We start from the raw sequence: 20224 nt of genomic DNA, 5'->3' as shown, positions 1-20224 counted from the left end.
GTGAATCCTTGTGACAGCCAGTTGCGGGTTGAAAAAGCAAAGTGTGCGGGCCGAGGTCATCGCAGCACCTCCGGCCGCTCGACATCGACCCAGACAAATTTATGCGGATCCAGGCGGGTTTCCTGATCCAGACGATAAGCCACCAGTTTGCCGTAGAGCACGGCGCTGTAATCCAGGCACGCGAGGTTCGGGCGGATCGGCGCCGGTTTGCCGCTGCGCCAGTAGTGGCCAACGAACAGCAACGGCTCATCGACGCCGTAGCGCAGCAGGGAATTCTTTTCGCTGGAGGTCAGCGGCTTCTGCGCCACCGGCTCCGGCAGTGCATCGGGCTGGAACACGATGTCGCCGTAGGTCTGCGGGTCGTCTTCCCAGAACTTGGTGCGGAAGAACGAACGCACCAGACCGTCGCCGCTGGTCATGGTCAGGCCATCCGGCAGGCGCATGTCGGTGCCGCGCAGCAGGCGATCGAAGACGGTGCAGGCGAAGCTGCCCGGTACGGCAGACGCCTGAAGGAAGTGCTCATCGATGCAGCCATCGGGGAACAGCGCGCGCAACGGTTCGATCAGTCCGGCATCCCAGCAGGCATGCACGACCCGGAAGCGTCCGGCGTCGACAAACAGCGGCAGTTCATAGAACCAGCGCTGGAAGTCGTGCCAGTCACCGGGATGGTCTTCGAACTGGGTCAGGGTTTCATGCAGCAAACGGGCATGACGCGGCGTGTGCTCGCGCACGAACTGCTTGCCGCTGCCAGGTGGCGCCGGCGTGCTCCAGCCCAGTGCGTTGAATTCGTGGTTGCCCATGATGCACAAGGCCTGGCCGGCCTCGACCATGTCGTGGACGATGTGCAGCGCCTCGCGGATCCGCGGGCCACGGTCGATGATGTCGCCGACGAACACGGCCATGCGCGAAGGATGCCGCCAGACCCCGCCCTGCTTGTGATAACCGAGACGGTCCAGCAGGTGTTCCAGGGTCAGGGCGCATCCGTGCACGTCACCGATCAGGTCATAACTGCGCGCGGGATCGAGCATCAGTCGCCTCCACCACCCAGCTTGCTGCCCCAGCCGAGTTTGGTGCGGCAGACCTCGTAGTAGTTGTGGTCGAGCGGATGGATCAACCGCAGTTTCTGCGCTTTCTTGCTGACGGTGATGGTGTCGCCCGGCGCGCAGGTAAAGTGGTTCTGCCCGTCGCAGGAGACCTGCGGGTAGATCTGCATATCTTTGGACACGACGATTTTCAGCTCACTGTTGCCATCGACCACGATCGGTCTGCCCGACAAGGTATGGGGGTACATCGGCACAATCACAATAGCGTCGAGCTTGGGATGCATGATCGGGCCGCCGGCGGACAGTGCGTACGCGGTGGAGCCGGTCGGCGTGGCGACGATCAGGCCGTCGGCCTTCTGGCTGCAGACGAACTGGCCGTCGATGTACAGCTCGAACTCGATCATCCGCGTCGATTTGCCCGGGTGCAGCACCACATCGTTCAGCGCATCGCCCTGGCCGATGGCCTCGGCGTGGCGGCGGACTTCGGCCTGCAGCAGGAAGCGGTTTTCCACTAGATAGTGGCCGTCGAGCACTTCGGCGACCTTGATTTCCAGCTCGTCCGGGCGGATGTCGGTGAGAAAGCCGAGGCTGCCACGGTTGATCCCGAGCACCGGAATGTTGTGCTTGGCCAGCGCCCGGGCCGCACCGAGCAGGCTGCCGTCACCGCCGACGACGATGACCATGTCGCAGACTTCGCCGAGCATCTTGCGCGACGAGGTTTGCAGGCCATGGCCGGGCAGGACTTCGGCGATGGTGTCTTCGAGGATCACATGCAGGTGACGATCGAGCAGAAAGCGTTTCAGTCGGCGGACGGTATCCAGCACCTGGGAACTGCCCAGGCGACCGATGATGCCGATATTACGAAATTGCTCCATGGGACTCCTGCTGGGGCTGCGACGGCGAAAACGACGATTATGGGCGAAAGCGCCGGATAGACAAAACCCTTTCAGCCCGAGAGTGCGCCTGCGTTTAAGGCTATGCTCGCAAGATGATCCTATTTCCCGATTTGCTCCAGTTGCCCCATCAGTTGCGCCACCCGGAAGTGCGCGATCTGGCGTGGGTGATCCTCGCCCCGCCGATGCTCGCCGCCACGCCGTGGCCGCAACGTCATCCGCTGGCCGGCAGCGACTGGGTGCATGACCCTGAGCGGCTGGCGCACTGGCTGCACCGGCTCGACCGGGACAGTTACGGTCTGCTGCAATGGCTGTCCCAGGCTCGCACCCGGCGCCTGGGCCTGTATTACGAGCGGCTGTGGCAGTTTGCCGTGGAGCATGCGCCGGGGATCGAACTGATCGCCGCCAACCTGCCGATCCGCCGCGAAGGCCACACCCTTGGCGAACTCGACATGCTGCTGCGCGACCGTGACGGCGTGCATCACCTGGAACTGGCGATCAAGCTTTACCTCGGCCCGCAGAACGGTGACGGCCATGATCCGGCGTCGTGGCTCGGCCCCGGTTGTCATGATCGACTGGACCGCAAACTGGCCCATCTGAGCGAACACCAGTTACCGATTTCCGCCCGCCCGGAAAGCCGCGAGGCCCTGGCGGCGCTGGATATCGAGTCGTTCAGTGCACAGTTGTGGCTGGGCGGTTATCTGCTGTATCCATGGCCCGGGCAATCGGAATCACCGAGCGGTGCCCATCCACAGCATTTGCGCGGCAGCTGGCTGCATCAAAAGGACTGGCCGGCGTTTATCGCCCAGCGCCCGGCCGGACGCTGGCAACCCCTGCCCCGCCACGCATGGCTGGCCCCGGCGCACTACCCGGCAGATCAGGCCTGGAGCCACGAGCAGTTGCGGGCCTGGCTCGATGAACTCGAACCGCTGGCCCCGGCGCAGTTGATGGTGCGCCTGACCGAAAATGCCCGGGGCGAATGGGAAGAAGCCGAGCGGCTGTTTCTGGTTTCGGATCTGTGGCCGAACGTGCCCGGGCAGAGTTAGACGCTCAATCGCAGCGCCAGAGCCGCCAATGTCACCAGCAACACCGGCACCGTCAGCACAATCCCGACCTTGAAGTAATACCCCCAGCCGATCCGGATGTCCTTGCGCTCCAGCACATGCAGCCAGAGCAGAGTCGCCAGACTGCCGATCGGGGTGATCTTCGGCCCCAGGTCGCTGCCGATCACGTTGGCGTAGATCATCGCCTCTTTCACCACACCGGTCGCCTGACTGGCATCGATCGACAGCAGCCCGATCAGCACCGTCGGCAGATTGTTCATGATCGACGACAACAACGCCGTCAACACGCCGGTGCCCATGGCCGCGCCCCAAACGCCATACCCGGCAAAGGCATCCAGCCAGCCGGCCAGATGATCCGTGAGCCCGGCATTGCGCAGTCCGTAGACCACCAGATACATGCCCAGGGAGAAAATCACGATCTGCCACGGCGCCTCTTTCATCACTTTGCGCGTGGAGATTTTGTGCCCACGGGCGGCGATGCCCAGCAACAACGCCGCGCAAACGGCCGAGATCGCACTGATCGGAATGCCCAGCGGCTCCAGGGCGAAACAGCCCACCAGCAGGATCACCAACACCGCCCAGCCGGCGTAGAACGTGGCTTTGTCGTGGATCGCCGTCTCCGGGTGTTCAAGCTGTTCAGGGTCGTAGTCTTTCGGAATGTCGCGGCGAAAGAACCACAACAACACCGCCAGCGTGGCCGCGACGCTGACGAAGTTGACCGGCACCATCACCGCCGCATAACGATTGAAACCAATGTGAAAGAAGTCGGCCGAAACGATGTTGACCAGGTTCGACACCACCAGCGGCAGGCTCGCGGTATCGGCGATGAACCCCGCGCCCATGACGAACGCCAGGGTCGCCGCCGGCGAAAAACGCAGGGCCAGCAGCATGGAAATCACGATGGGCGTGAGGATCAGCGCTGCGCCGTCATTGGCGAACAACGCCGACACCAGCGCACCGAGCAACACCATGAAGGCGAACAGCTTGCGCCCGCTGCCACGCCCCCACCGCGCCACATGCAATGCGGCCCAGGCAAAGAAACCGGCCTCGTCGAGCAACAGACTGATGATGATCAGCGCCACAAAAGTGCCGGTGGCGTTCCAGATAATCTGCCACACCAGCGGAATATCACTCAGGTGCACCACGCCAAAAAGCAGCGCGACAATGGCGCCGAGCGTTGCACTCCAGCCGACCCCGAGGCCTTTGGGTTGCCAGATCACCAGGGTAATGGTCAGCAGGAAAATCAGTGACGCAGCGAGCATTCGCGACAGCCTTCAATAAAAGGGGAAAGAATCAGACCACAAAAAAACCTGTGGGAGTCAGCTCCCACAGGTTCGTTATGTTGTCAGAAAAATCAGTGGATCACTTCTTGTGCTGCGCTACCCACTCGCCATAGGCATTGATAAAGCTCTGCAGGAACGGCTTGACCGACTCGTTCAGCTTGCCCGACTCATCGAACGCCGTACCGGCGCCGCCAAGATAGGCCTCCGGCTGCTGCATGCACGGCACGTTGAGGAAAACGAAGGACTGGCGCAAATGCTGGTTGGCGCCGAAACCGCCGATGGCACCCGGTGAAACGCTGATCACTGCGCCCGGTTTGCCACCCCAGACACTCTTGCCATAAGGCCGCGAGCCGACGTCAATCGCATTCTTCAAGGGTGCCGGTACCGAGCGGTTGTACTCCGGGGTGACAAACAGCACCGCGTCGGATGACGCCACTTTTTGCCGAAAAGTGCTGTAGGCTGCCGGCGGTGAATCGCCGTCGATGTCTTCGTTATAGAGTGGCAGATCGCCAATTTCCACAATGTTCAGCTTGAGGTTGGCCGGTGCCAGTTCCGCCAGCGCCAGTGCGACCTTGCGATTGATCGATGCTTTACGCAGGCTGCCGACCACTACCGCGACGTTATAGACATTGCTCATGGGAAGACTCTCGACTGTCCGTGGGAGGAGCCTGTAGTTATAGATGATCCAACGACGATTCCACCAGACGACGAGGGATATTTCCCGCGTCCGGATTATTTTTTTCCTGTAGGAAAACTTACCAAGCTCGATAGCGGTCTACCAAGCCGCAAATCAAGCGTTTTATCTCCAGAGGTTCTAAGCAGATGGCAGCAGTACTCGTCGGTCAGTTCCATGCAAGAGATGCGGAAGGCCGCGTTTATTCCGTGCATGAGTTCCAGGAATCCAACCCGTCGGCAGACGGTTTCACCGGCATGGAGCCTGTTACAACCTACAAACTGGCGATTGGCGATCGGGTCAATAAAATCGACGACAACGAATTCCTGCTGGTTCAGTCGGGCATCACGTTGATTCGCGAACCCGAGCCGACTGTCGCTTCATAACCGATCGTTATGAGCAGAAGTCATCCGCGCCGAGTTGGGGTAGGATTCAGCCACTGACCCCAACGGCCGGACATGGACTTCACGCATGCGTTTACGTCATATCGAGGTGATACAGGCGCTTTTACAGACGGGTCACGTGGGCACCGCCGCCGAATGGCTGCAATTGCCGGCGGACGATGTCGAGGAGCGACTGCGCGAAGCCGAGAGTCAGTTGGGTTTCATGCTGTTCGCCAGCGTGCGCGGGCGGCTTCAGGCCACGGCCGAAGCCCGTGCGCTGCAAGTTGAAATCGCCCACATCTATGACGCGCTGGAACCGGTGCAACGGTTGGCCAGCAGTCTCAAGCAATACCTCGCCCCACCCCTTCGAATCATCGGCACCCCGCCGCTGGCCCAGCAGCTGCTGCCGCAAAGCCTCGCCGCATTGCGCCGACGCCTGCCGGACGTGCCCTGCACGCTGCTCAGTGAACCCACCCGCCACATCGTTCGCAGTCTGTTGCTGCGCGAGAGCGATCTGGGACTGAGCCTGCACGATCCCGAACATCCCGATATCCATTGCCAGCCGCTGGCCCAAGGCAAGCTGCAATTGCTCGCGCCTCACGGCTGGCTGCAACCGAAGCAGAAGTACATTTCGCTGCAGGACCTGGCCGGTCAGGCAATGGTCGGCCTCGAAGGCCAGGACCCGTTGAGTCCGGCGCTGGAGCACAAACTCCAGGCCTTGCGCCCGGCACCGAGCATCCACACCCGGGTGCAGACCCATCAGATGATGCGCAGCATGGTCGAGGCCGGTGAAGGCCTAGCCATCGTCGACCCGTTCACTGCTCTGGGTGCCCGGGCCAGTGGGATCGATACTTGTCCGTTGTCACCGGCAGTGCCGGTCAGCCTCTATGCACTGACCTTCAAGCACGCGCCGCCGACATCGGCAGTCCAGACATTGCTGGGTATCGTCACGGAACAAGCCGAGGCGATGCTGGCGAGCTGATCGGATTTTCCAGCGGATTATCGAACAATCGATACCAGAACAACGCCACCTCGGCGGTGTTCGGGTCGATACCGCGATAACGCAGATGGTCGATGCCACCGATCACATAACCGCAACGCTCATACAGGCGACAGGCACCGAGGTTGTTGTTCTGGGTCTCGAGCATGATCCCCGGCAGCTTTTTCTTGCGGCTCCAGAACTGCGCAACATCGAGCAAAGCCTTGGCCACACCATGGCGCCGCGCCGGCGCATGCACCGCCAGCTCATCGATATGGGCAAAACCATTCCAGTTGGTACTGATCACCAGATGCCCTACCGGCTGGTCCTCCAGATACGCCATGAAAATCGCACTGTCGGCGGCATCGCGAAAACTGCTGAACTCTTCCGGGTCGATGCCGTAGCACTTGCGGTACGGCACGATCGGCGTCACGCCCCACTGCGCGACGGGTTTGCCGATTTCGGCCGCGCCATAGGCGGCGACCTCAAAACTGAAATCGCTGCCCCAGATATAGGCGGCAAAGCCGTCGTCGGCAACGCGCACCGACAGCCCGGGGTATTTTGGATTCATGACCGGTTGCATACTGGGAAACGCCCTCATTCCTTGACGCAATCGACGGTGTAGTGCCGTCCATTGCCCTCGTCTTCGTGTTGCAGTCCGTGCACATCGACCACGAAACCCGGAAAACTCGCATCGAACGTGCGGGCAAACTTCAGGTAATCGATGATCGATCGAGTGGATTCGGTAAAACGCTCGCCGGGCATGATTAACGGAATTCCCGGCGGGTAAGGCACCAGCATCACCGCGGCGACCCGCCCCTCCAGCTCATCGATCGGTACCGCCTCGACTTCGCCGCGCACCAGTTGATCGTAGGCGTGGGCCGGTTTCATGGCGATTTCCGGCAGCACGGTGTACATGCGTTTGAGGTGTCTTGCGGTGGCGTTGCTGCGGTAACAGGCATGGAGCTGGTCGCACAGATCGCGCAGGCCCATGCCGCGATAACGCGCCGGGTCTTCCTGGGCGACACACTTCAGGCAGGTGTCGAGGCTGACGTTGGCGTCGTAGCTGCGCTTGAACTCCAAAAGCTCGGTCAGCAGCGTGCTCCACTTGCCCTTGGTGATGCCCATGGAGAACAGCACCAGAAACGAATAGAGCCCGGTTTTCTCCACCACCAGTCCGCGCTCCCAGAGAAACCGACTGACCACCGCCGCCGGAATGCCCTTGTCGCTCAGCGCGCCGCCAGCGGTCAGGCCGGGCATCACCAGGGTGACCTTGATCGGATCGAGCAGCACGTAGTCGTCGCTGACCTCGCCGAAGCCATGCCAGTCCGCCTCGGGCTTCAGCAGCCAGTCTTCGGTCTGCACCCGGTCAATGCCCTCGACACCCGGCGGCTGCCAGATCGAAAACCACCAGTCATTGGCGTCGATGTGTTGCCGCAGATTGGCCAGCGCCCGGCGAAAGCTCAGGGCTTCATCGAAGGTTTCCTGCAACAGCGAACGCCCGGCCGGGCCTTCCATCATGGCCGAGGCCACGTCCAGCGAAGCGATGATGCTGTACTGCGGCGACGTCGAGATATGCATCATGAACGCTTCGTTAAAACGGTCGCGATCCAGTTGCCGTGCGCCGCCGTCCTGCACATGAATCATCGAAGCCTGACTGAATGCCGCCAATAATTTATGGGTGGAATGGGTGGTGAACACCAGCGGGCTGTCGGCACTGCGCGAGGTGGCCATGCCGTAGCGTCCGGCAAAGAATTCGTGAAACGCCGCGTAGGCGTACCAGGCTTCGTCGAAATGCAGGACCTCGACGCTGTTGCCCAGGCTCTGCTTGATCAGTTCGGCGTTGTAGCAGAGGCCGTCGTAAGTGGAGTTGGTGACCACGGCGAGTTTGACTTTCGGCTCCCGACCCTTGGTCAGCGGACTCGCATCGATCTTGGCCTGGATCGATTCGCGGCTGAACTCACTCAACGGAATCGGGCCGATGATCCCCAGCTCGTTGCGCTCCGGGCACAGGTACAGCGGAATCGCGCCGGTCATGATGATCGCGTGCAACACCGACTTGTGGCAGTTGCGATCCACCAGCACCAGATCATCGCGCCCGACCATCGAATGCCAGACGATCTTGTTGGCGGTCGAAGTGCCATTGATCACGAAAAAGGTGTGATCGGCGCCGAAATTGCGCGCTGCCCGCGCTTCCGCTTCGGCCAGCGGCCCGGTGTGATCGAGCAGCGAGCCCAGCTCCGGCACCGACACCGACAAGTCCGAACGCAGGGTGTTTTCGCCGAAAAACTGGTGAAACGCCTGCCCCACCGGGCTCTTGTGATACGCCACCCCGCCGCCATGCCCCGGGGTGTGCCAGGAATAATTGGAGTCAGCGGTGTGCTGCACCAAGGCCTTGAAGAACGGCGGCAACAACCCGTCCAGATACTTGCGCGCCGCCCGTGCAACCTGTCGGGCCAGAAACGGTACGGTGTCTTCGAACAGGTAGAGAATGCCGCGCAACTGATTCAGTTCGGCCATGGCATCGGCCGGGGCGTTTTCCAGGGTGACCTGCTCGCCGAGGGCGAAAATCGGCAGATCCGGCGCCCGAACCCGGGCCAGACCGATCAGTTCGGCCATGTTCTGTAACAAATGGGAATTGGTGCTGGCGTCTTCGGCGGCAATCAACATGCACGCCAGACCATGGTGGGTCGACGCCACCAGCCGGCCCTCGGTGTAGTCCGTGGCCGAAACGATGCTGAAACCTTCCTGCTCAAGCTCATGGGCAATGCCGCGAATGCGCTCGCCGGCAACCGTGTCGGCCTTGATGTCGCGGTGGACGATCAACACCGGGAACTTCAGATCTTTGTACATGAGACTCAGTGTCCTGAGGCGGCGGAGAGTGATCTGCCAATGTCCTCAGGGTAGAGGGTCGGAGCGGATGTGGCGAGGGTGGCCAGTTGTCAGTACTGCCAAAAACAAAGGATCGTCCGGACGCGGCCAGCGCCTTCGGACGATCCTTTGCGTTTTACGCCTGGGCTTCGGCTTCCAGCAACTGCGTCCACAGCGCCGGTGCGCCAGCGGATTTGGCGATGATCTCCAGTCGTACCTGGTGCTCGGCCAGTTCGGCTTCGGTGGCACGAATGATCCGCCCCGGCTTGCGATCCGCCGGCAGACGGCGGATTTCGGTGGCGGAGTTGTCAGCGCCCTCGCCCGTGCCGTTACCGTCGGAGGCGTTACCGGCCAGGGACAGGCTGGTCTGGCCACCGGTCATGGTCAGGTAGACGTCGGCGAGAATCTCCGAGTCGAGCAATGCGCCGTGCAGCTCACGGCCGGAGTTGTCGACGCCGTAGCGTTTGCACAAGGCATCGAGGCTGTTGCGCTGACCCGGGTGACGCTCCCGGGCCATCATCAGGGTGTCGAGGATCGTGCAGTGCTGCGTGATGTCCGCGCGATCCTGCTGACCCATCAGGGCGAATTCGTTGTTGATGAAGCCAACGTCGAACGCCGCGTTATGGATGATCAGCTGCGCGCCGTTGATGAACTCGAAGAACTCATCGGCCACTTCGGCGAAACGCGGCTTGCCGACCAGGAATTCGTTGGTGATGCCGTGGACGCCGATCGCGCCTTCGTCGCTTTCGCGATCCGGCTGCAGGTAGACGTGAAAGTGCCGCCCCGTCAGGCGCCGACCGATCAGCTCAACGCAACCGATTTCAATGATCCGGTGACCATCGGTCACCGGCATGCCGGTGGTTTCGGTATCGAGTACAACGGATCTGGTGGCCATCAGTGTTCAGCTCTCAACGGGTCAATCGTGCAAAAGCGGCGATGTTAACACGCTGGTGGCGCGAGTCGCGCACCGCCGGGTGATCGGCGCTCATGCAGTTTTTAACAATCATTAGCAATGTTCATAAAGTCTGGGGCAAACCGGCTTGTTAGCGTGCGCGGCCTGTTTCTCACGGACTCGAACACCTCATGAAGACCGCACGGTTTCTATTGCTCGGCGCCTGCCTTCTAACGGCTGAAGCGCACGCCACCAGTTTTGTCATCAGCACCGACATCACCCTGAGCCTGACGCTCAGCTCCAGCAAAGGCACCAGCGGGTCGTTCAAGGACGACAAGATCGTGCTGGCTGCCAAGGACGATGCGGCGGCCTTCGTGGCCAGCGATGGAGACATTCGTGGCGCGCAGATGGAGGCGGCATTCCAGCGGATTCGCAGCCTGGTGCCAGAGCTGCACGCCACGGATCTGCAACTGGCAAGCGCCATTCTGATGCTCTGATCAGTCCTGCTTGTAGCCGCGCACTTCATCCACCCCACGGTTGGCCAACTGGTCGGCCCGTTCGTTGCCGTGGTGGCCGATGTGGCCGCGAACCCATTTCCAGGTGACCTTGTGGCGGTTGACCTGCTCGTCCAGTTCCTTCCATAGATCGGCGTTCTTGACCGGCTCTTTGGCCGCAGTTTTCCAGCCGCGCTTCTTCCAGTTGGCCATCCACTCGTTGATGCCTTTCATCACGTATTGCGAGTCGGTCACCAGCAGCACTTCGCAAGGACGCTTGAGGGCTTCGAGGCCGCGAATCGCGCCGAGCAGCTCCATGCGGTTGTTGGTGGTGTTGGCTTCGCCGCCCCACAGTTCCTTTTCGACGCCCTTGCACACCAGCAAGGCGCCCCAGCCGCCCGGGCCGGGGTTGCCCTTGCAGGCGCCGTCAGTGAACAGTTCTACGCTATCGACGCTTTCGCTCATGCCAATCTATCCAGAAAAATGCCTGGCCCCGCCGATCACGGATCGACAACGGCCCGGGCCGGGACAGACCCGGCCACAATAAAAGAAGGTTTACGGTTCGATGCGGCGCCGGTTGACCTTGGCCATCGGCAGCGGAATCAGCTTGCCCATCGGCTCGCGGCGCTCCTGGCGCACCGGACGCAGGCCGACCACGATCTTGCGCGCGACCAACAGATAGAAACCGCCGCCCGCCAGTTGCCAGTCGCCGGCCTTGCGTTCCCAGCCGGCCAGACGGGCCTGCCACTTGGGTGACGCGAGCGGCGGACGATAGCACCCGAAGCGGCGTTTCTCCAGCGCGAAGCCCAGCAGGTTGAGCCAGTCGGCGACCCGCGACGGCGAGATGCAGCGGGCCTGGTGCAATGCGTCATGGGCGAACACATGGCGCAGGCCCCAGGTGCTCCAGGGATTGATGCCGACGATCAGCAGGTGCCCGCCGGGGCGCACGCTGCTGGCCGCTTCACGCAGCAGGCCATGGGGCGACAGGCAGAAATCCAGACCGTGCTGCAACACCACCACGTCGGCGGCGTGCTCGCTCAACGGCCAGGCCTGCTCTTCGCAGACGATCTCGACACCGGGCAACGGCGCACCGAGCCGCACGTTGCGCTGAACCTGCGGTGCCGACGGCGGTGTTTCCGCAGAAGGGCCGTAATGCACCAGATAGCCGCCGAAGAACCGGCCAAGCTCGTCTTCGAGCATGCGCCGCTCTTCGTCCAGCAGAAATTGTCCGAGGGGACCGGACAGCCATTCACGGGCCGCCCCGATCAGGGCAAGCCAGTCAGGATCGGCCTGAGCGAACGCTTTATCGATCATTGCATTCTCCAACACGCCAGGAACCTCTAAGATGCGCCAATGTTACCCGCTTGGCGAATCCGAAGATGATACAGATCAGTGCCCTGCCCGCCTTCACCGACAACTACATCTGGTTGTTACAGGATCATGCCACCCAGCGTTGCGCGGTGGTCGACCCGGGCGATGCCGCCCCCGTGCAGGCGTGGCTTGCCGCGCATCCGGGCTGGGTGCTGGGCGACATTCTGATCACTCATCATCACCATGATCATGTCGGCGGTGTCGAGACGCTTAAAAAGGCTACGGGCGCTACTGTCTACGGTCCGGCCAGCGAAAGCATTCCGGGGCGGGACGTCGCGCTCAAGGACAACGACAAGGTTCGCGTGCTCGGCTGGGATTTCGATGTCTACGCCGTTCCCGGCCACACCCTGGGGCATATCGCCTATTACCACCACGGCCTGCTGTTCTGCGGCGACACCCTGTTCGCCGCCGGTTGCGGCCGGTTGTTCGAAGGCACGCCGGAGCAGATGCACCACTCGCTCGGTCGTCTGGCGGCCCTGCCGGAAGACACGCTGGTCTACTGCACCCACGAATACACCCTGAGCAACCTGAAATTCGCCGCTGCGGTGGAGCCGGGCAACCCGGACATTGCCACCCGTCTGGAAAAAGTCAGCCAGCAACGGCAAAACGGGGTCATGACCCTGCCCTCGACCATCGCACTGGAAAAGCTCACAAACCCGTTTCTGCGTACCAGTGAAACATTAGTTACACAAAAAGTGGACGAACGGAATGGCGCTCAAAACCGGGCGCCGAGTGAGGTTTTTGCGGCTCTGCGGGCTTGGAAAGATAAGTTCTAAGCCGTTCACCACTTGGTACAAAAACGCTGAATGGTTGACCGCAGGGGGTGCGCTTTCTAGAATCGCCCGACATTTTTGCCCGGAACTTACTTCCAGCCAATGTCGTCATCCATACGTAAGTCCGTCAATTCAGACGCATTGACCCGCCTGGCGCAAGCCATCGCGGTGGCTGTGTCCGCCACACTGGCGGGCTGTTCCAGCCATGCTCCGCAGACTGAAGCGACCCATACGCCGAACATTGCTGCGCGAGCCAAGCAGAAGCCGATCTGGTTGTCCGAGAAGCCCAGCCCGCAGGTGCCCCAGGACATCTGGGAACGCATGCGCGGTGGTTTTCAGCTTCAGGAAGGCCTGGGCGTGAACCCGCGCATCGAGCAACAGCGCCTGTGGTTCGCCAGTAACCCTTCCTTTCTCGAGAACGCCGGCGAACGCGGCAGCCTCTACATTCATTACATCGTCGAGCGCCTCGAAGAACGCAACATGCCGCTGGAACTGGCCCTGCTGCCAGTGATTGAAAGCGCCTACAACCCGATGGCCTATTCCCGGGCCGACGCGGTGGGGCTCTGGCAATTCATCCCTTCCACCGGGCGTTACTACAACCTGCGCCAGACCCGTTTCTACGATGGCCGTCGCGACATCACCGCCTCGACCACGGCAGCGATGGACTACCTGACCCGCCTGCACGACATGTTCAACGGCGACTGGCTGCTGGCCCTGGCGGCCTACAATGCCGGCGAAGGCACGGTCAGCCGTGCCATCGAACGCAACGAAAAGCTCGGCCTGCCGACCGACTACTGGAACCTGCCACTGCCGGCAGAAACCCAGGCCTACGTGCCGAAACTGCTGGCACTGTCGCAAGTGGTACTGTCGCCGGAAGCCTACGGGGTCAACCTCAACCCGATCGCCAACGAACCTTACTTCCAGGTCGTCGAAATCAACCAGCGCATGGACCTGTCCAAGGTCGCCGCCGTGGCCAACATCGACGAAGACGAGCTGTTCCAGCTCAACCCGGCGTTCAAGCAGCGCACCACCATCGACGGCCCGCAGCACCTGCTGGTGCCGACCTCGAAGGCGCAATTGCTGACCGCCAGCCTGCAGACCATGCGTCCTGAAGAACTGATCAGCCCTCGTTCGCTGAAGCCGGTCTTCGAAGGCGCCGACCCGACCGAAGTCGCGAAGCTCAAGCGTGCGTACCGGGTCAAGCGCGGCGACAACCTCGGCTCCATCGCCAAGGCCAACAAGGTCGACGTCAAGGACCTGCAACGCTGGAACAAGCTGACCGGCAAGAACCTCAAGGTCGGCCAGACCCTGGTCATGCAGGACACCACCAAACGCACCCCGGCCGGCAAGTCCGGCGGGCGCATCAACACCGTGATCGCGGCCAACACCAAGAGCAAAGCCAAGGACGACAGCAAGCAGCAGACCCAGTACAAGGTCCAGCGCGGCGACACGCTGTATGTTGTTGCCAAGCGTTTCAACGTCGAGATGCAGCATCTCAAGCGCTGGAACCCGGGCGCCGGCAAGGCGCTCAAGCCTGGGCAGATGCTCACGGTCTACCAGCCGCACTGACAAAGAGCCCCTGAATTTCAGGGGCTTTTTTTTGCCTGTCATTTTTTGCTGGCAATGCAGACCACTGCCGCAATTAACCGCGCATTAAGCCCCTGTCTTTTTCCTGTCCATACAAGCTGTTACTGTACGGCCCACAAAGCCCAAGCCGCCTGGATCGGATCTGACTTGAAGCGTCCCCTCCTCCTGCTCCTGATCAGCCTGGCCTTGAGCTCCCCCGTCAGCGCGACGATCACCGAAAGTCACGGTTATGCGCAGTTCGGCACGCTCAAGTACCCGGCCAGATTTACCCACTTCGACTGGGTCAACCCGCAAGCGCCCAAGGGCGGCACCTTGCGGGTGATGGCGTTTGGCACCTTCGATACGCTCAATCCTTACACCTTCAAGGGCACCAGCCCGGTCACCACTCCGAATTTCCTGCAGTACGGCATCAACGAGCTGAACGAGCCGCTGATGGTCGGCACCGGCCAGTATTCGCCGTCCGGCGACGAGCCGGCCTCCAGCTATGGCCTGATCGCCCAGTCGGTGGAGTACAGCGAGGACCGCAGCTGGGTGGTGTTCAACCTGCGCCCGGAAGCGCGCTTCCACGATGGCACACCGATCACCGCCTACGACGTGGCGTTCTCCTATCGGACGCTGCTCAAGGAAGGTCATCCGCTGTACCGCACGGCGCTTCAGGAAGTGTCGCGGGTCGACATCCTCAACCCGCAGCGCATTCGCTTCATCATGAAGCGCTCGGGCAATCCGCTGCTGATCCTGCGCCTGGGCGAGTTGCCGGTGCTGCCCCAGCATTACTGGAAGGGCCGTGACTTCAAGGCCACCACCTTCGAGCCGCCATTGGGCAGCGGGCCTTATCGCATCACCTCGGTGACGCCGGGGCGACAGCTGATTTTCGAACGGGTCAAGGATTACTGGGGCAAGGACTTGCCGGTCAATCGCGGCAAATACAACTTCGATCGCATGGAAGTCGAGTTCTATCGCGACAGCGACGTGGCCTTCGAAGCGTTCAAGGCCGGCGAGTTCGACATCTATATCGAGCATCAGGCGAAGAACTGGGCCAATGGCTACAACTTCCCGGCCGTGCGTCGTGGCGACGTGATCAAGGCGCAGATCCCGCACCAGATCCCGACCCAGAGCCAGGGCCTGTTCATGAACACCCGGCGAGCCACCTTCGCGGACGTCAAGACCCGCGAAGCCCTGGGCCTGATGTTCGACTTCGAGTGGACCAACCGCGCGCTGTTCAGCGACGCCTACCAACGCACCACCAGCTACTACCCGAACAGCGAATTCAGCGCCAGCGGTCTGCCCGTCGGTCACGAATGGCTGATGCTCAAGCCCTACAAGGATCAACTGCCCGCCCGGCTGTTCACCGAGCCGTTCACGCTACCAAAGACTGACGGGCGCGGCATTCCCCGGGAAACCATGCGCAAGGCCCTGGCACTGCTGGCCGAGGCCGGCTGGAAGCTCAATGGCCAGCGCTTGCAGAACACTTCCGGCCAACCGCTGAGCTTCGAACTGCTGCTGGTCAACCCGAACCTTGAGCGGATCCTCCAGCCGTACATTGAAAACCTCAACAGCATCGGCATCGACGCGCGCCTGCGCACGGTGGATCGCGCGCAATACAAGCAGCGCCTGGATCAGTTCGACTTCGACATGATCCTCATGACCCTCAACCAGACCCTCAGCCCGGGGCTGGAACAGTGGCAGTACTTCCACTCCAGCCAGGTCGGGGTCAAAGGCAGCAAGAATTACGCGGGCATCGCCAACCCGGTGGTCGACCATCTGCTCGAGCAATTGCTCGCCGCCCGCACCCGCGATGAACAGGTCGCCGCCGGCAAGGCGCTGGACCGTGTGTTGCTCTGGCAGCACTACAGCATTCCCAACTGGTACCTCAATTATCACCGTCTGGCGTACCGCAACCGGTTCGCCTTCGTCACCACGCCGCCCTACACCCTGGGCCTGAGCGCGTGGTGGCTGAAATCTTCGGAGAAAGGTCAATGAACGCCGTTCGCACCCTGCTCGTGCAGGCTTGCGGCCTGTTGTTCGCCGGGCTGGCCTGCGCCGCCCCGCAACACGCCGTGACCCTGTACAACGAGCCGCCGAAATACCCCGCCGATTTCAAGCATTTCGATTACGTCGACCCCAATGCGCCCAAGGGCGGGGTTTTCCGTCAGGCCGGTTTCGGCGGCTTCGACAGCCTGAACCCGTTCATCAGCAAAGGCGTGCCGGCGGACGATGTCGGGCAGATCTACGACACCCTGACCCGGCACAGCCTCGACGAGCCGTTCACCGAGTACGGCCTGATCGCCGGCAAGATCGAAAAGGCCCCGGACAACAGCTGGGTGCGTTTCTACCTGCGCCCCGAAGCACGCTTCCATGACGGTCACCCGGTGCGCGCCGAAGACGTGGTGTTCAGCTTCGAGACCCTGACGAAGGAAGGCTCGCCGATGTTTCGCGGTTACTACAGCGACGTCGAAGAGGCCGTCGCCGAAGACCCGCTGACGGTGCTGTTCAAGTTCAAGCACAACAACAATCGCGAGCTGCCGCTGATCCTCGGCCAGTTGCCGGTGCTGCCGAAACACTGGTGGGCCACTCGCGATTTCAACAAGGGCAATCTGGAAATCCCGCTGGGCAGCGGCCCGTACAAGGTCGCCGAAGTGAAGGCCGGGCGCTCGGTACGTTACGAGCGGGTCAAGGATTACTGGGGCAAGGACCTGCCGGTCAATCGCGGCTTCTACAATTTCGATGTGATGACCACCGACTACTACCGCGACAACACCGTCGCCCTGGAAGCGCTGAAGGCCGGCCAGTTCGACTACTGGCTGGAAATGACCGCGAAGAACTGGGCCAACGCCTACAACATCCCCGCGGTCACCGAAGGCCGACTGGTCAAGGAACTGATCCCCAACGGCAACCCGACCGGCATGCAGGGTTTCGTCTTCAACCTGCGCCGCCCGGTGTTCCAGGACGTTCGTGTGCGTCAGGCGCTGGGTCTGCTGCTCGACTTCGAATGGACCAACAAGCAGCTGTTCAACAGCGCCTACGTGCGTACGCGCAGCTACTTCGAAAACTCGGAAATGGCCGCCACCGGCCTGCCGGACGCCGATCAACTGGCGATTCTCGACCCGTTCCGCCGCCAGCTCCCGGCGCAGGTGTTCAGCGAAGCCTTCGAAAACCCGAAAACCGATGCCAGCGGCATGATCCGCCTGCAGCAACGCGAAGCCTATCAACTGCTGCAAGAGGCCGGCTGGAAGATCGTCGACGACAAAATGGTCGACACCACCGGCAAACCGGTGGTCATCGAGTTCCTGCTGGCCCAGACCGAATTCGAGCGGGTGCTGCTGCCGTTCAAGCGCAACCTCGCCGACCTTGGCATCGATCTGGTGATCCGCCGCGTCGACGTCTCGCAATACGTCAACCGCGTGCGTTCGCGGGATTTCGACATGATCGTCGGCAGCTTCCCGCAATCCAACTCACCGGGCAACGAACAACGGGAGTTCTGGATGAGTGCCGCCGCCGACAAACCGAGCAGCCGCAACTCCATGGGCCTGAAAGACCCGATCGTCGATCATCTGGTCGAGAGCCTGATCAACGCCGACTCGCGCAAAAGCCTGGTGGCCCACGCCCGGGCACTGGACCGCGTGCTGCAATGGGGTTACTACGTGATCCCCAACTGGCACATCAAGACCTGGCGCGTGGCTTACTGGAACCACATCGGCCATCCGAAAGTCTCCCCCAAGTACGACATCGGCATTAATACCTGGTGGGTCAAGCCCGACACGAAACCTGCGGTAGAAGTGCAAACCCAACTGCAAGCCGACCCTGTGGGCACGGAGTAATCAGATGCTGGCGTATATTTTTCGGCGACTGTTGCTGATCATCCCGACCCTGTTCGGCATTCTGCTGATCAACTTCGTGATCATCCAGGCCGCGCCCGGCGGGCCGGTGGAGCAGATGATCGCCAAGCTCGAGGGCTTCGAAGGCGCCACCAGCCGCATCGCCGGCGGCGGCGCCGAAGTGTCGGTGGCCGGCTCCGCCTATCGCGGCGCGCAAGGTCTGGACCCGGCGCTGATCAAGGAAATCGAGCATATGTACGGTTTCGACAAGTCGGCGCCGGAACGGCTGTGGATCATGGTCAAGAACTATGCGCGGCTGGACTTCGGCGACAGCTTCTTCCGCGACGCCAAGGTCATCGACCTGATCAAGGAAAAGATGCCGGTGTCGATCTCGCTGGGGCTGTGGAGCACGCTGATCATGTACCTGGTGTCGATCCCGCTGGGGATCGCCAAGGCCACGCGGCATGGCAGTCACTTCGACGTCTGGACCAGTTCGGCGATCATCGTCGGTTATGCGATCCCGGCGTTCCTCTTTGCGATTCTGCTGATCGTTGTGTTTGCCGGCGGCAGTTATCTGGACTGGTTTCCGCTACGCGGCCTGACCTCGAACAACTTTGACGAGTTGAGCCTGGGCGGCAAGGTCCTCGACTACTTCTGGCACCTGGCGCTGCCGGTGACGGCACTGGTGATAGGCAACTTTGCGACCATGACCCTGCTGACCAAGAACAGCTTTCTCGACGAGATCAACAAGCAGTACGTGGTCACGGCCAAAGCCAAGGGCCTGACCCGCCATCGCGTGCTTTACGGTCACGTATTCCGCAACGCCATGCTGCTGGTGATCGCCGGATTCCCGTCGGCGTTCATCGGGATCTTCTTCACCGGCTCGTTACTGGTGGAAGTGATCTTCTCCCTCGACGGCCTCGGCCTGATGAGTTTCGAAGCGGCGATCAACCGCGATTACCCGGTGGTGTTCGGCACCCTGTTCATCTTCACCCTGCTGGGGCTGGTGGTGAAACTGATCGGCGACCTCACCTACACCCTGGTCGATCCGCGCATCGACTTCGCCAGCCGGGAGCATTGAGATGAACCTGTCCCCGCTCAACCGCCGGCGCTTCGAACTGTTCAAGGCCAACAAGCGTGGCTGGTGGTCGTTGTGGCTGTTCCTGATCCTGTTCGGCCTGAGCCTCGGCGCCGAACTGATCGCCAACGACAAGCCGCTGGTGGTGCACTACGACAACAACTGGTACTTCCCGGCGATCAAGCGCTATCCGGAAACCACCTTCGGCGGCGAATTCCCGCTGGAGGCCAACTACAAGAGCCCGTACATCCAGGAACTGCTCAAGGCCAAGGACGCGTGGGTGCTGTGGGCGCCGATCCCGTTCAGTTACCAGAGCATCAACTACGACCTGAAAGTCCCGGCCCCTGCCCCACCGTCGACGGTCAACCTGCTGGGCACTGACGATCAGGGCCGCGATGTGCTGGCGCGGGTGATCTACGGCTTCCGGATTTCCGTGCTGTTCGCCCTGACGTTGACCGTGCTCAGCTCGATCATCGGCGTGATCGCCGGCGCGTTGCAGGGCTTCTATGGCGGCTGGGTCGACCTGGCCGGCCAACGCTTTCTGGAGATCTGGTCGGGTTTGCCGGTGCTGTACCTGCTGATCATCCTCGCCAGTTTCGTCCAGCCGAATTTCTGGTGGCTGCTGGGGATCATGCTGCTGTTCTCGTGGATGAGCCTGGTGGACGTGGTGCGCGCCGAGTTCCTGCGCGGGCGCAACCTCGAATACGTGCGTGCGGCCCGGGCGCTGGGGATGCAGAACGGCGCGATCATGTTCCGCCACATCCTGCCCAACGCCATGGTCTCGACCATGACCTTCATGCCGTTCATCCTGACTGGCGCCATCGGCACCCTCACCGCACTGGACTTCCTCGGCTTCGGCTTGCCGGCCGGCAGTCCGTCGCTGGGTGAACTGGTGGCCCAGGGCAAATCCAACCTGCAGGCGCCGTGGCTGGGCATGAGCGCGTTTGCGGTGCTGGCGCTGATGTTGAGCCTGCTGGTGTTTATCGGCGAGTCCGCTCGCGATGCCTTCGACCCGAGGAAGTGAA

Annotated in this window: 19 protein-coding genes; 10 read left to right on the top strand and 9 right to left on the bottom strand. The window is 61.7% G+C overall.

Annotation, left to right across the window (positions count from 1 at the left end; translation table 11 throughout):
* Window positions 1–56: 56 nt before the first annotated feature.
* Both IF189_RS11325 and IF189_RS11320 read right to left on the bottom strand, forming a co-directional pair.
* A complete protein-coding gene (locus tag IF189_RS11325) occupies window positions 57–1031 on the bottom strand; it encodes a metallophosphoesterase (protein WP_371856526.1) in 975 nt (324 codons plus the stop codon).
* Window positions 1028–1918 (bottom strand): NAD(+) kinase, encoded by an 891-nt coding sequence (locus tag IF189_RS11320; RefSeq protein ID WP_011333623.1) that lies wholly within the window; start codon window positions 1916–1918, stop codon window positions 1028–1030. Before IF189_RS11320 ends, IF189_RS11325 begins: the two co-directional genes overlap by 4 nt.
* Before the next feature lie 113 nt (window positions 1919–2031).
* Between IF189_RS11320 and IF189_RS11315 the strand changes: the two genes are divergently transcribed.
* A complete protein-coding gene (locus tag IF189_RS11315) occupies window positions 2032–2982 on the top strand; it encodes a DUF1853 family protein (protein ID WP_192553300.1) in 951 nt (316 codons plus the stop codon).
* On the opposite strand, the gene IF189_RS11310 is transcribed toward IF189_RS11315, so the two are convergent.
* Together IF189_RS11310 and IF189_RS11305 are read right to left on the bottom strand one after the other, a co-directional pair.
* Window positions 2979–4262 carry an arsenic transporter gene (locus tag IF189_RS11310; RefSeq protein WP_114882293.1) on the bottom strand — a complete coding sequence of 428 codons (1284 nt, stop codon included), beginning with the start codon at window positions 4260–4262 and terminating at the stop codon, window positions 2979–2981. The genes IF189_RS11315 and IF189_RS11310 overlap by 4 nt on opposite strands.
* A gap of 100 nt (window positions 4263–4362) precedes the next feature.
* Window positions 4363–4920 carry an NADPH-dependent FMN reductase gene (locus IF189_RS11305; RefSeq protein WP_114882292.1) on the bottom strand — a complete coding sequence of 186 codons (558 nt, stop codon included), beginning with the start codon at window positions 4918–4920 and terminating at the stop codon, window positions 4363–4365.
* A 185-nt stretch (window positions 4921–5105) separates the two neighbouring features.
* Between IF189_RS11305 and IF189_RS11300 the strand changes: the two genes are divergently transcribed.
* Both IF189_RS11300 and IF189_RS11295 read left to right on the top strand, forming a co-directional pair.
* On the top strand, window positions 5106–5342 hold the full coding sequence (locus IF189_RS11300; protein WP_085708590.1) for a hypothetical protein: 237 nt from the start codon (window positions 5106–5108) through the stop codon (window positions 5340–5342).
* An 85-nt stretch (window positions 5343–5427) separates the two neighbouring features.
* Window positions 5428–6321, top strand: coding sequence for a LysR family transcriptional regulator (locus tag IF189_RS11295; protein WP_192553299.1), 894 nt, complete (start codon window positions 5428–5430; stop codon window positions 6319–6321).
* Here the strand turns inward: IF189_RS11295 and IF189_RS11290 are convergent.
* The 3 genes from IF189_RS11290 to dnaQ all read right to left on the bottom strand — a co-directional run bounded on the left by IF189_RS11290 (window position 6287) and on the right by dnaQ (window position 10084).
* Window positions 6287–6901: a GNAT family N-acetyltransferase gene (locus IF189_RS11290; protein WP_085708592.1), complete on the bottom strand. Its 615-nt coding sequence runs from the start codon at window positions 6899–6901 to the stop codon at window positions 6287–6289. The two genes, IF189_RS11295 and IF189_RS11290, sit on opposite strands and share 35 nt — an antisense overlap.
* Window positions 6902–6915: 14 nt before the next feature.
* On the bottom strand, window positions 6916–9171 hold the full coding sequence (locus IF189_RS11285) for an Orn/Lys/Arg decarboxylase N-terminal domain-containing protein (protein WP_134827255.1): 2256 nt from the start codon (window positions 9169–9171) through the stop codon (window positions 6916–6918).
* A gap of 154 nt (window positions 9172–9325) precedes the next feature.
* Complete coding sequence (gene dnaQ, locus IF189_RS11280) at window positions 9326–10084, bottom strand: DNA polymerase III subunit epsilon (RefSeq protein WP_085708594.1); 759 nt, start codon at window positions 10082–10084, stop codon at window positions 9326–9328.
* 188 nt (window positions 10085–10272) lie between these two features.
* Between dnaQ and IF189_RS11275 the strand changes: the two genes are divergently transcribed.
* Window positions 10273–10578 carry a DUF2388 domain-containing protein gene (locus tag IF189_RS11275; RefSeq protein ID WP_192553298.1) on the top strand — a complete coding sequence of 102 codons (306 nt, stop codon included), beginning with the start codon at window positions 10273–10275 and terminating at the stop codon, window positions 10576–10578.
* On the opposite strand, the gene rnhA is transcribed toward IF189_RS11275, so the two are convergent.
* Together rnhA and IF189_RS11265 are read right to left on the bottom strand one after the other, a co-directional pair.
* Window positions 10579–11040, bottom strand: a complete 462-nt coding sequence (gene rnhA / locus IF189_RS11270; protein WP_039770807.1) for a ribonuclease HI — start codon at window positions 11038–11040, stop codon at window positions 10579–10581.
* A gap of 90 nt (window positions 11041–11130) precedes the next feature.
* The gene (locus IF189_RS11265) at window positions 11131–11889 is read right to left on the bottom strand and encodes a methyltransferase domain-containing protein (protein ID WP_085708596.1); all 759 of its coding nucleotides are present in this window, start codon (window positions 11887–11889) and stop codon (window positions 11131–11133) included.
* A 65-nt stretch (window positions 11890–11954) separates the two neighbouring features.
* Between IF189_RS11265 and gloB the strand changes: the two genes are divergently transcribed.
* The 6 genes from gloB to IF189_RS11235 all read left to right on the top strand — a co-directional run bounded on the left by gloB (window position 11955) and on the right by IF189_RS11235 (window position 20223).
* Window positions 11955–12722 carry a hydroxyacylglutathione hydrolase gene (gene gloB, locus IF189_RS11260; protein WP_134827257.1) on the top strand — a complete coding sequence of 256 codons (768 nt, stop codon included), beginning with the start codon at window positions 11955–11957 and terminating at the stop codon, window positions 12720–12722.
* 99 nt (window positions 12723–12821) lie between these two features.
* Window positions 12822–14288: a transglycosylase SLT domain-containing protein gene (locus IF189_RS11255; protein ID WP_114882287.1), complete on the top strand. Its 1467-nt coding sequence runs from the start codon at window positions 12822–12824 to the stop codon at window positions 14286–14288.
* Between the two features lie 165 nt (window positions 14289–14453).
* A complete protein-coding gene (locus IF189_RS11250) occupies window positions 14454–16286 on the top strand; it encodes an extracellular solute-binding protein (RefSeq protein ID WP_134827258.1) in 1833 nt (610 codons plus the stop codon).
* Window positions 16283–18124, top strand: a complete 1842-nt coding sequence (locus tag IF189_RS11245; protein WP_192553297.1) for an extracellular solute-binding protein — start codon at window positions 16283–16285, stop codon at window positions 18122–18124. The genes IF189_RS11250 and IF189_RS11245 overlap by 4 nt, the downstream gene beginning before the upstream one ends.
* Before the next feature lie 4 nt (window positions 18125–18128).
* On the top strand, window positions 18129–19202 hold the full coding sequence (locus IF189_RS11240) for a microcin C ABC transporter permease YejB (protein ID WP_085708600.1): 1074 nt from the start codon (window positions 18129–18131) through the stop codon (window positions 19200–19202).
* A gap of 1 nt (window position 19203) precedes the next feature.
* Window positions 19204–20223, top strand: a complete 1020-nt coding sequence (locus IF189_RS11235) for an ABC transporter permease (protein ID WP_085708601.1) — start codon at window positions 19204–19206, stop codon at window positions 20221–20223.
* Window position 20224 lies beyond the last annotated feature (1 nt).

The organism is Pseudomonas sp. IzPS59, assembly GCF_014863505.1.
In the GTDB taxonomy this organism is placed as follows: domain Bacteria; phylum Pseudomonadota; class Gammaproteobacteria; order Pseudomonadales; family Pseudomonadaceae; genus Aquipseudomonas; species Aquipseudomonas kribbensis.
The sequence above is the reverse complement of the archived record's forward strand: the minus strand, read 5'-3'. Positions and strand labels throughout refer to the sequence as shown.

Coding starts and splice junctions, on each gene's coding strand:
- IF189_RS11315 (WP_192553300.1), top strand. CDS start 2,032: ATGATCCTATTTCCCGATTTGCTCCAGTTGCCCCATCAGTTGCGCCAC.
- IF189_RS11310 (WP_114882293.1), bottom strand. CDS start 4,262: ATGCTCGCTGCGTCACTGATTTTCCTGCTGACCATTACCCTGGTGATC.
- IF189_RS11245 (WP_192553297.1), top strand. CDS start 16,283: ATGAACGCCGTTCGCACCCTGCTCGTGCAGGCTTGCGGCCTGTTGTTC.
- IF189_RS11265 (WP_085708596.1), bottom strand. CDS start 11,889: ATGATCGATAAAGCGTTCGCTCAGGCCGATCCTGACTGGCTTGCCCTG.
- dnaQ (WP_085708594.1), bottom strand. CDS start 10,084: ATGGCCACCAGATCCGTTGTACTCGATACCGAAACCACCGGCATGCCG.
- IF189_RS11275 (WP_192553298.1), top strand. CDS start 10,273: ATGAAGACCGCACGGTTTCTATTGCTCGGCGCCTGCCTTCTAACGGCT.
- IF189_RS11240 (WP_085708600.1), top strand. CDS start 18,129: ATGCTGGCGTATATTTTTCGGCGACTGTTGCTGATCATCCCGACCCTG.
- IF189_RS11320 (WP_011333623.1), bottom strand. CDS start 1,918: ATGGAGCAATTTCGTAATATCGGCATCATCGGTCGCCTGGGCAGTTCC.
- IF189_RS11295 (WP_192553299.1), top strand. CDS start 5,428: ATGCGTTTACGTCATATCGAGGTGATACAGGCGCTTTTACAGACGGGT.
- gloB (WP_134827257.1), top strand. CDS start 11,955: ATGATACAGATCAGTGCCCTGCCCGCCTTCACCGACAACTACATCTGG.
- IF189_RS11235 (WP_085708601.1), top strand. CDS start 19,204: ATGAACCTGTCCCCGCTCAACCGCCGGCGCTTCGAACTGTTCAAGGCC.
- IF189_RS11300 (WP_085708590.1), top strand. CDS start 5,106: ATGGCAGCAGTACTCGTCGGTCAGTTCCATGCAAGAGATGCGGAAGGC.
- IF189_RS11255 (WP_114882287.1), top strand. CDS start 12,822: ATGTCGTCATCCATACGTAAGTCCGTCAATTCAGACGCATTGACCCGC.
- IF189_RS11305 (WP_114882292.1), bottom strand. CDS start 4,920: ATGAGCAATGTCTATAACGTCGCGGTAGTGGTCGGCAGCCTGCGTAAA.
- IF189_RS11285 (WP_134827255.1), bottom strand. CDS start 9,171: ATGTACAAAGATCTGAAGTTCCCGGTGTTGATCGTCCACCGCGACATC.
- rnhA (WP_039770807.1), bottom strand. CDS start 11,040: ATGAGCGAAAGCGTCGATAGCGTAGAACTGTTCACTGACGGCGCCTGC.
- IF189_RS11290 (WP_085708592.1), bottom strand. CDS start 6,901: ATGCAACCGGTCATGAATCCAAAATACCCCGGGCTGTCGGTGCGCGTT.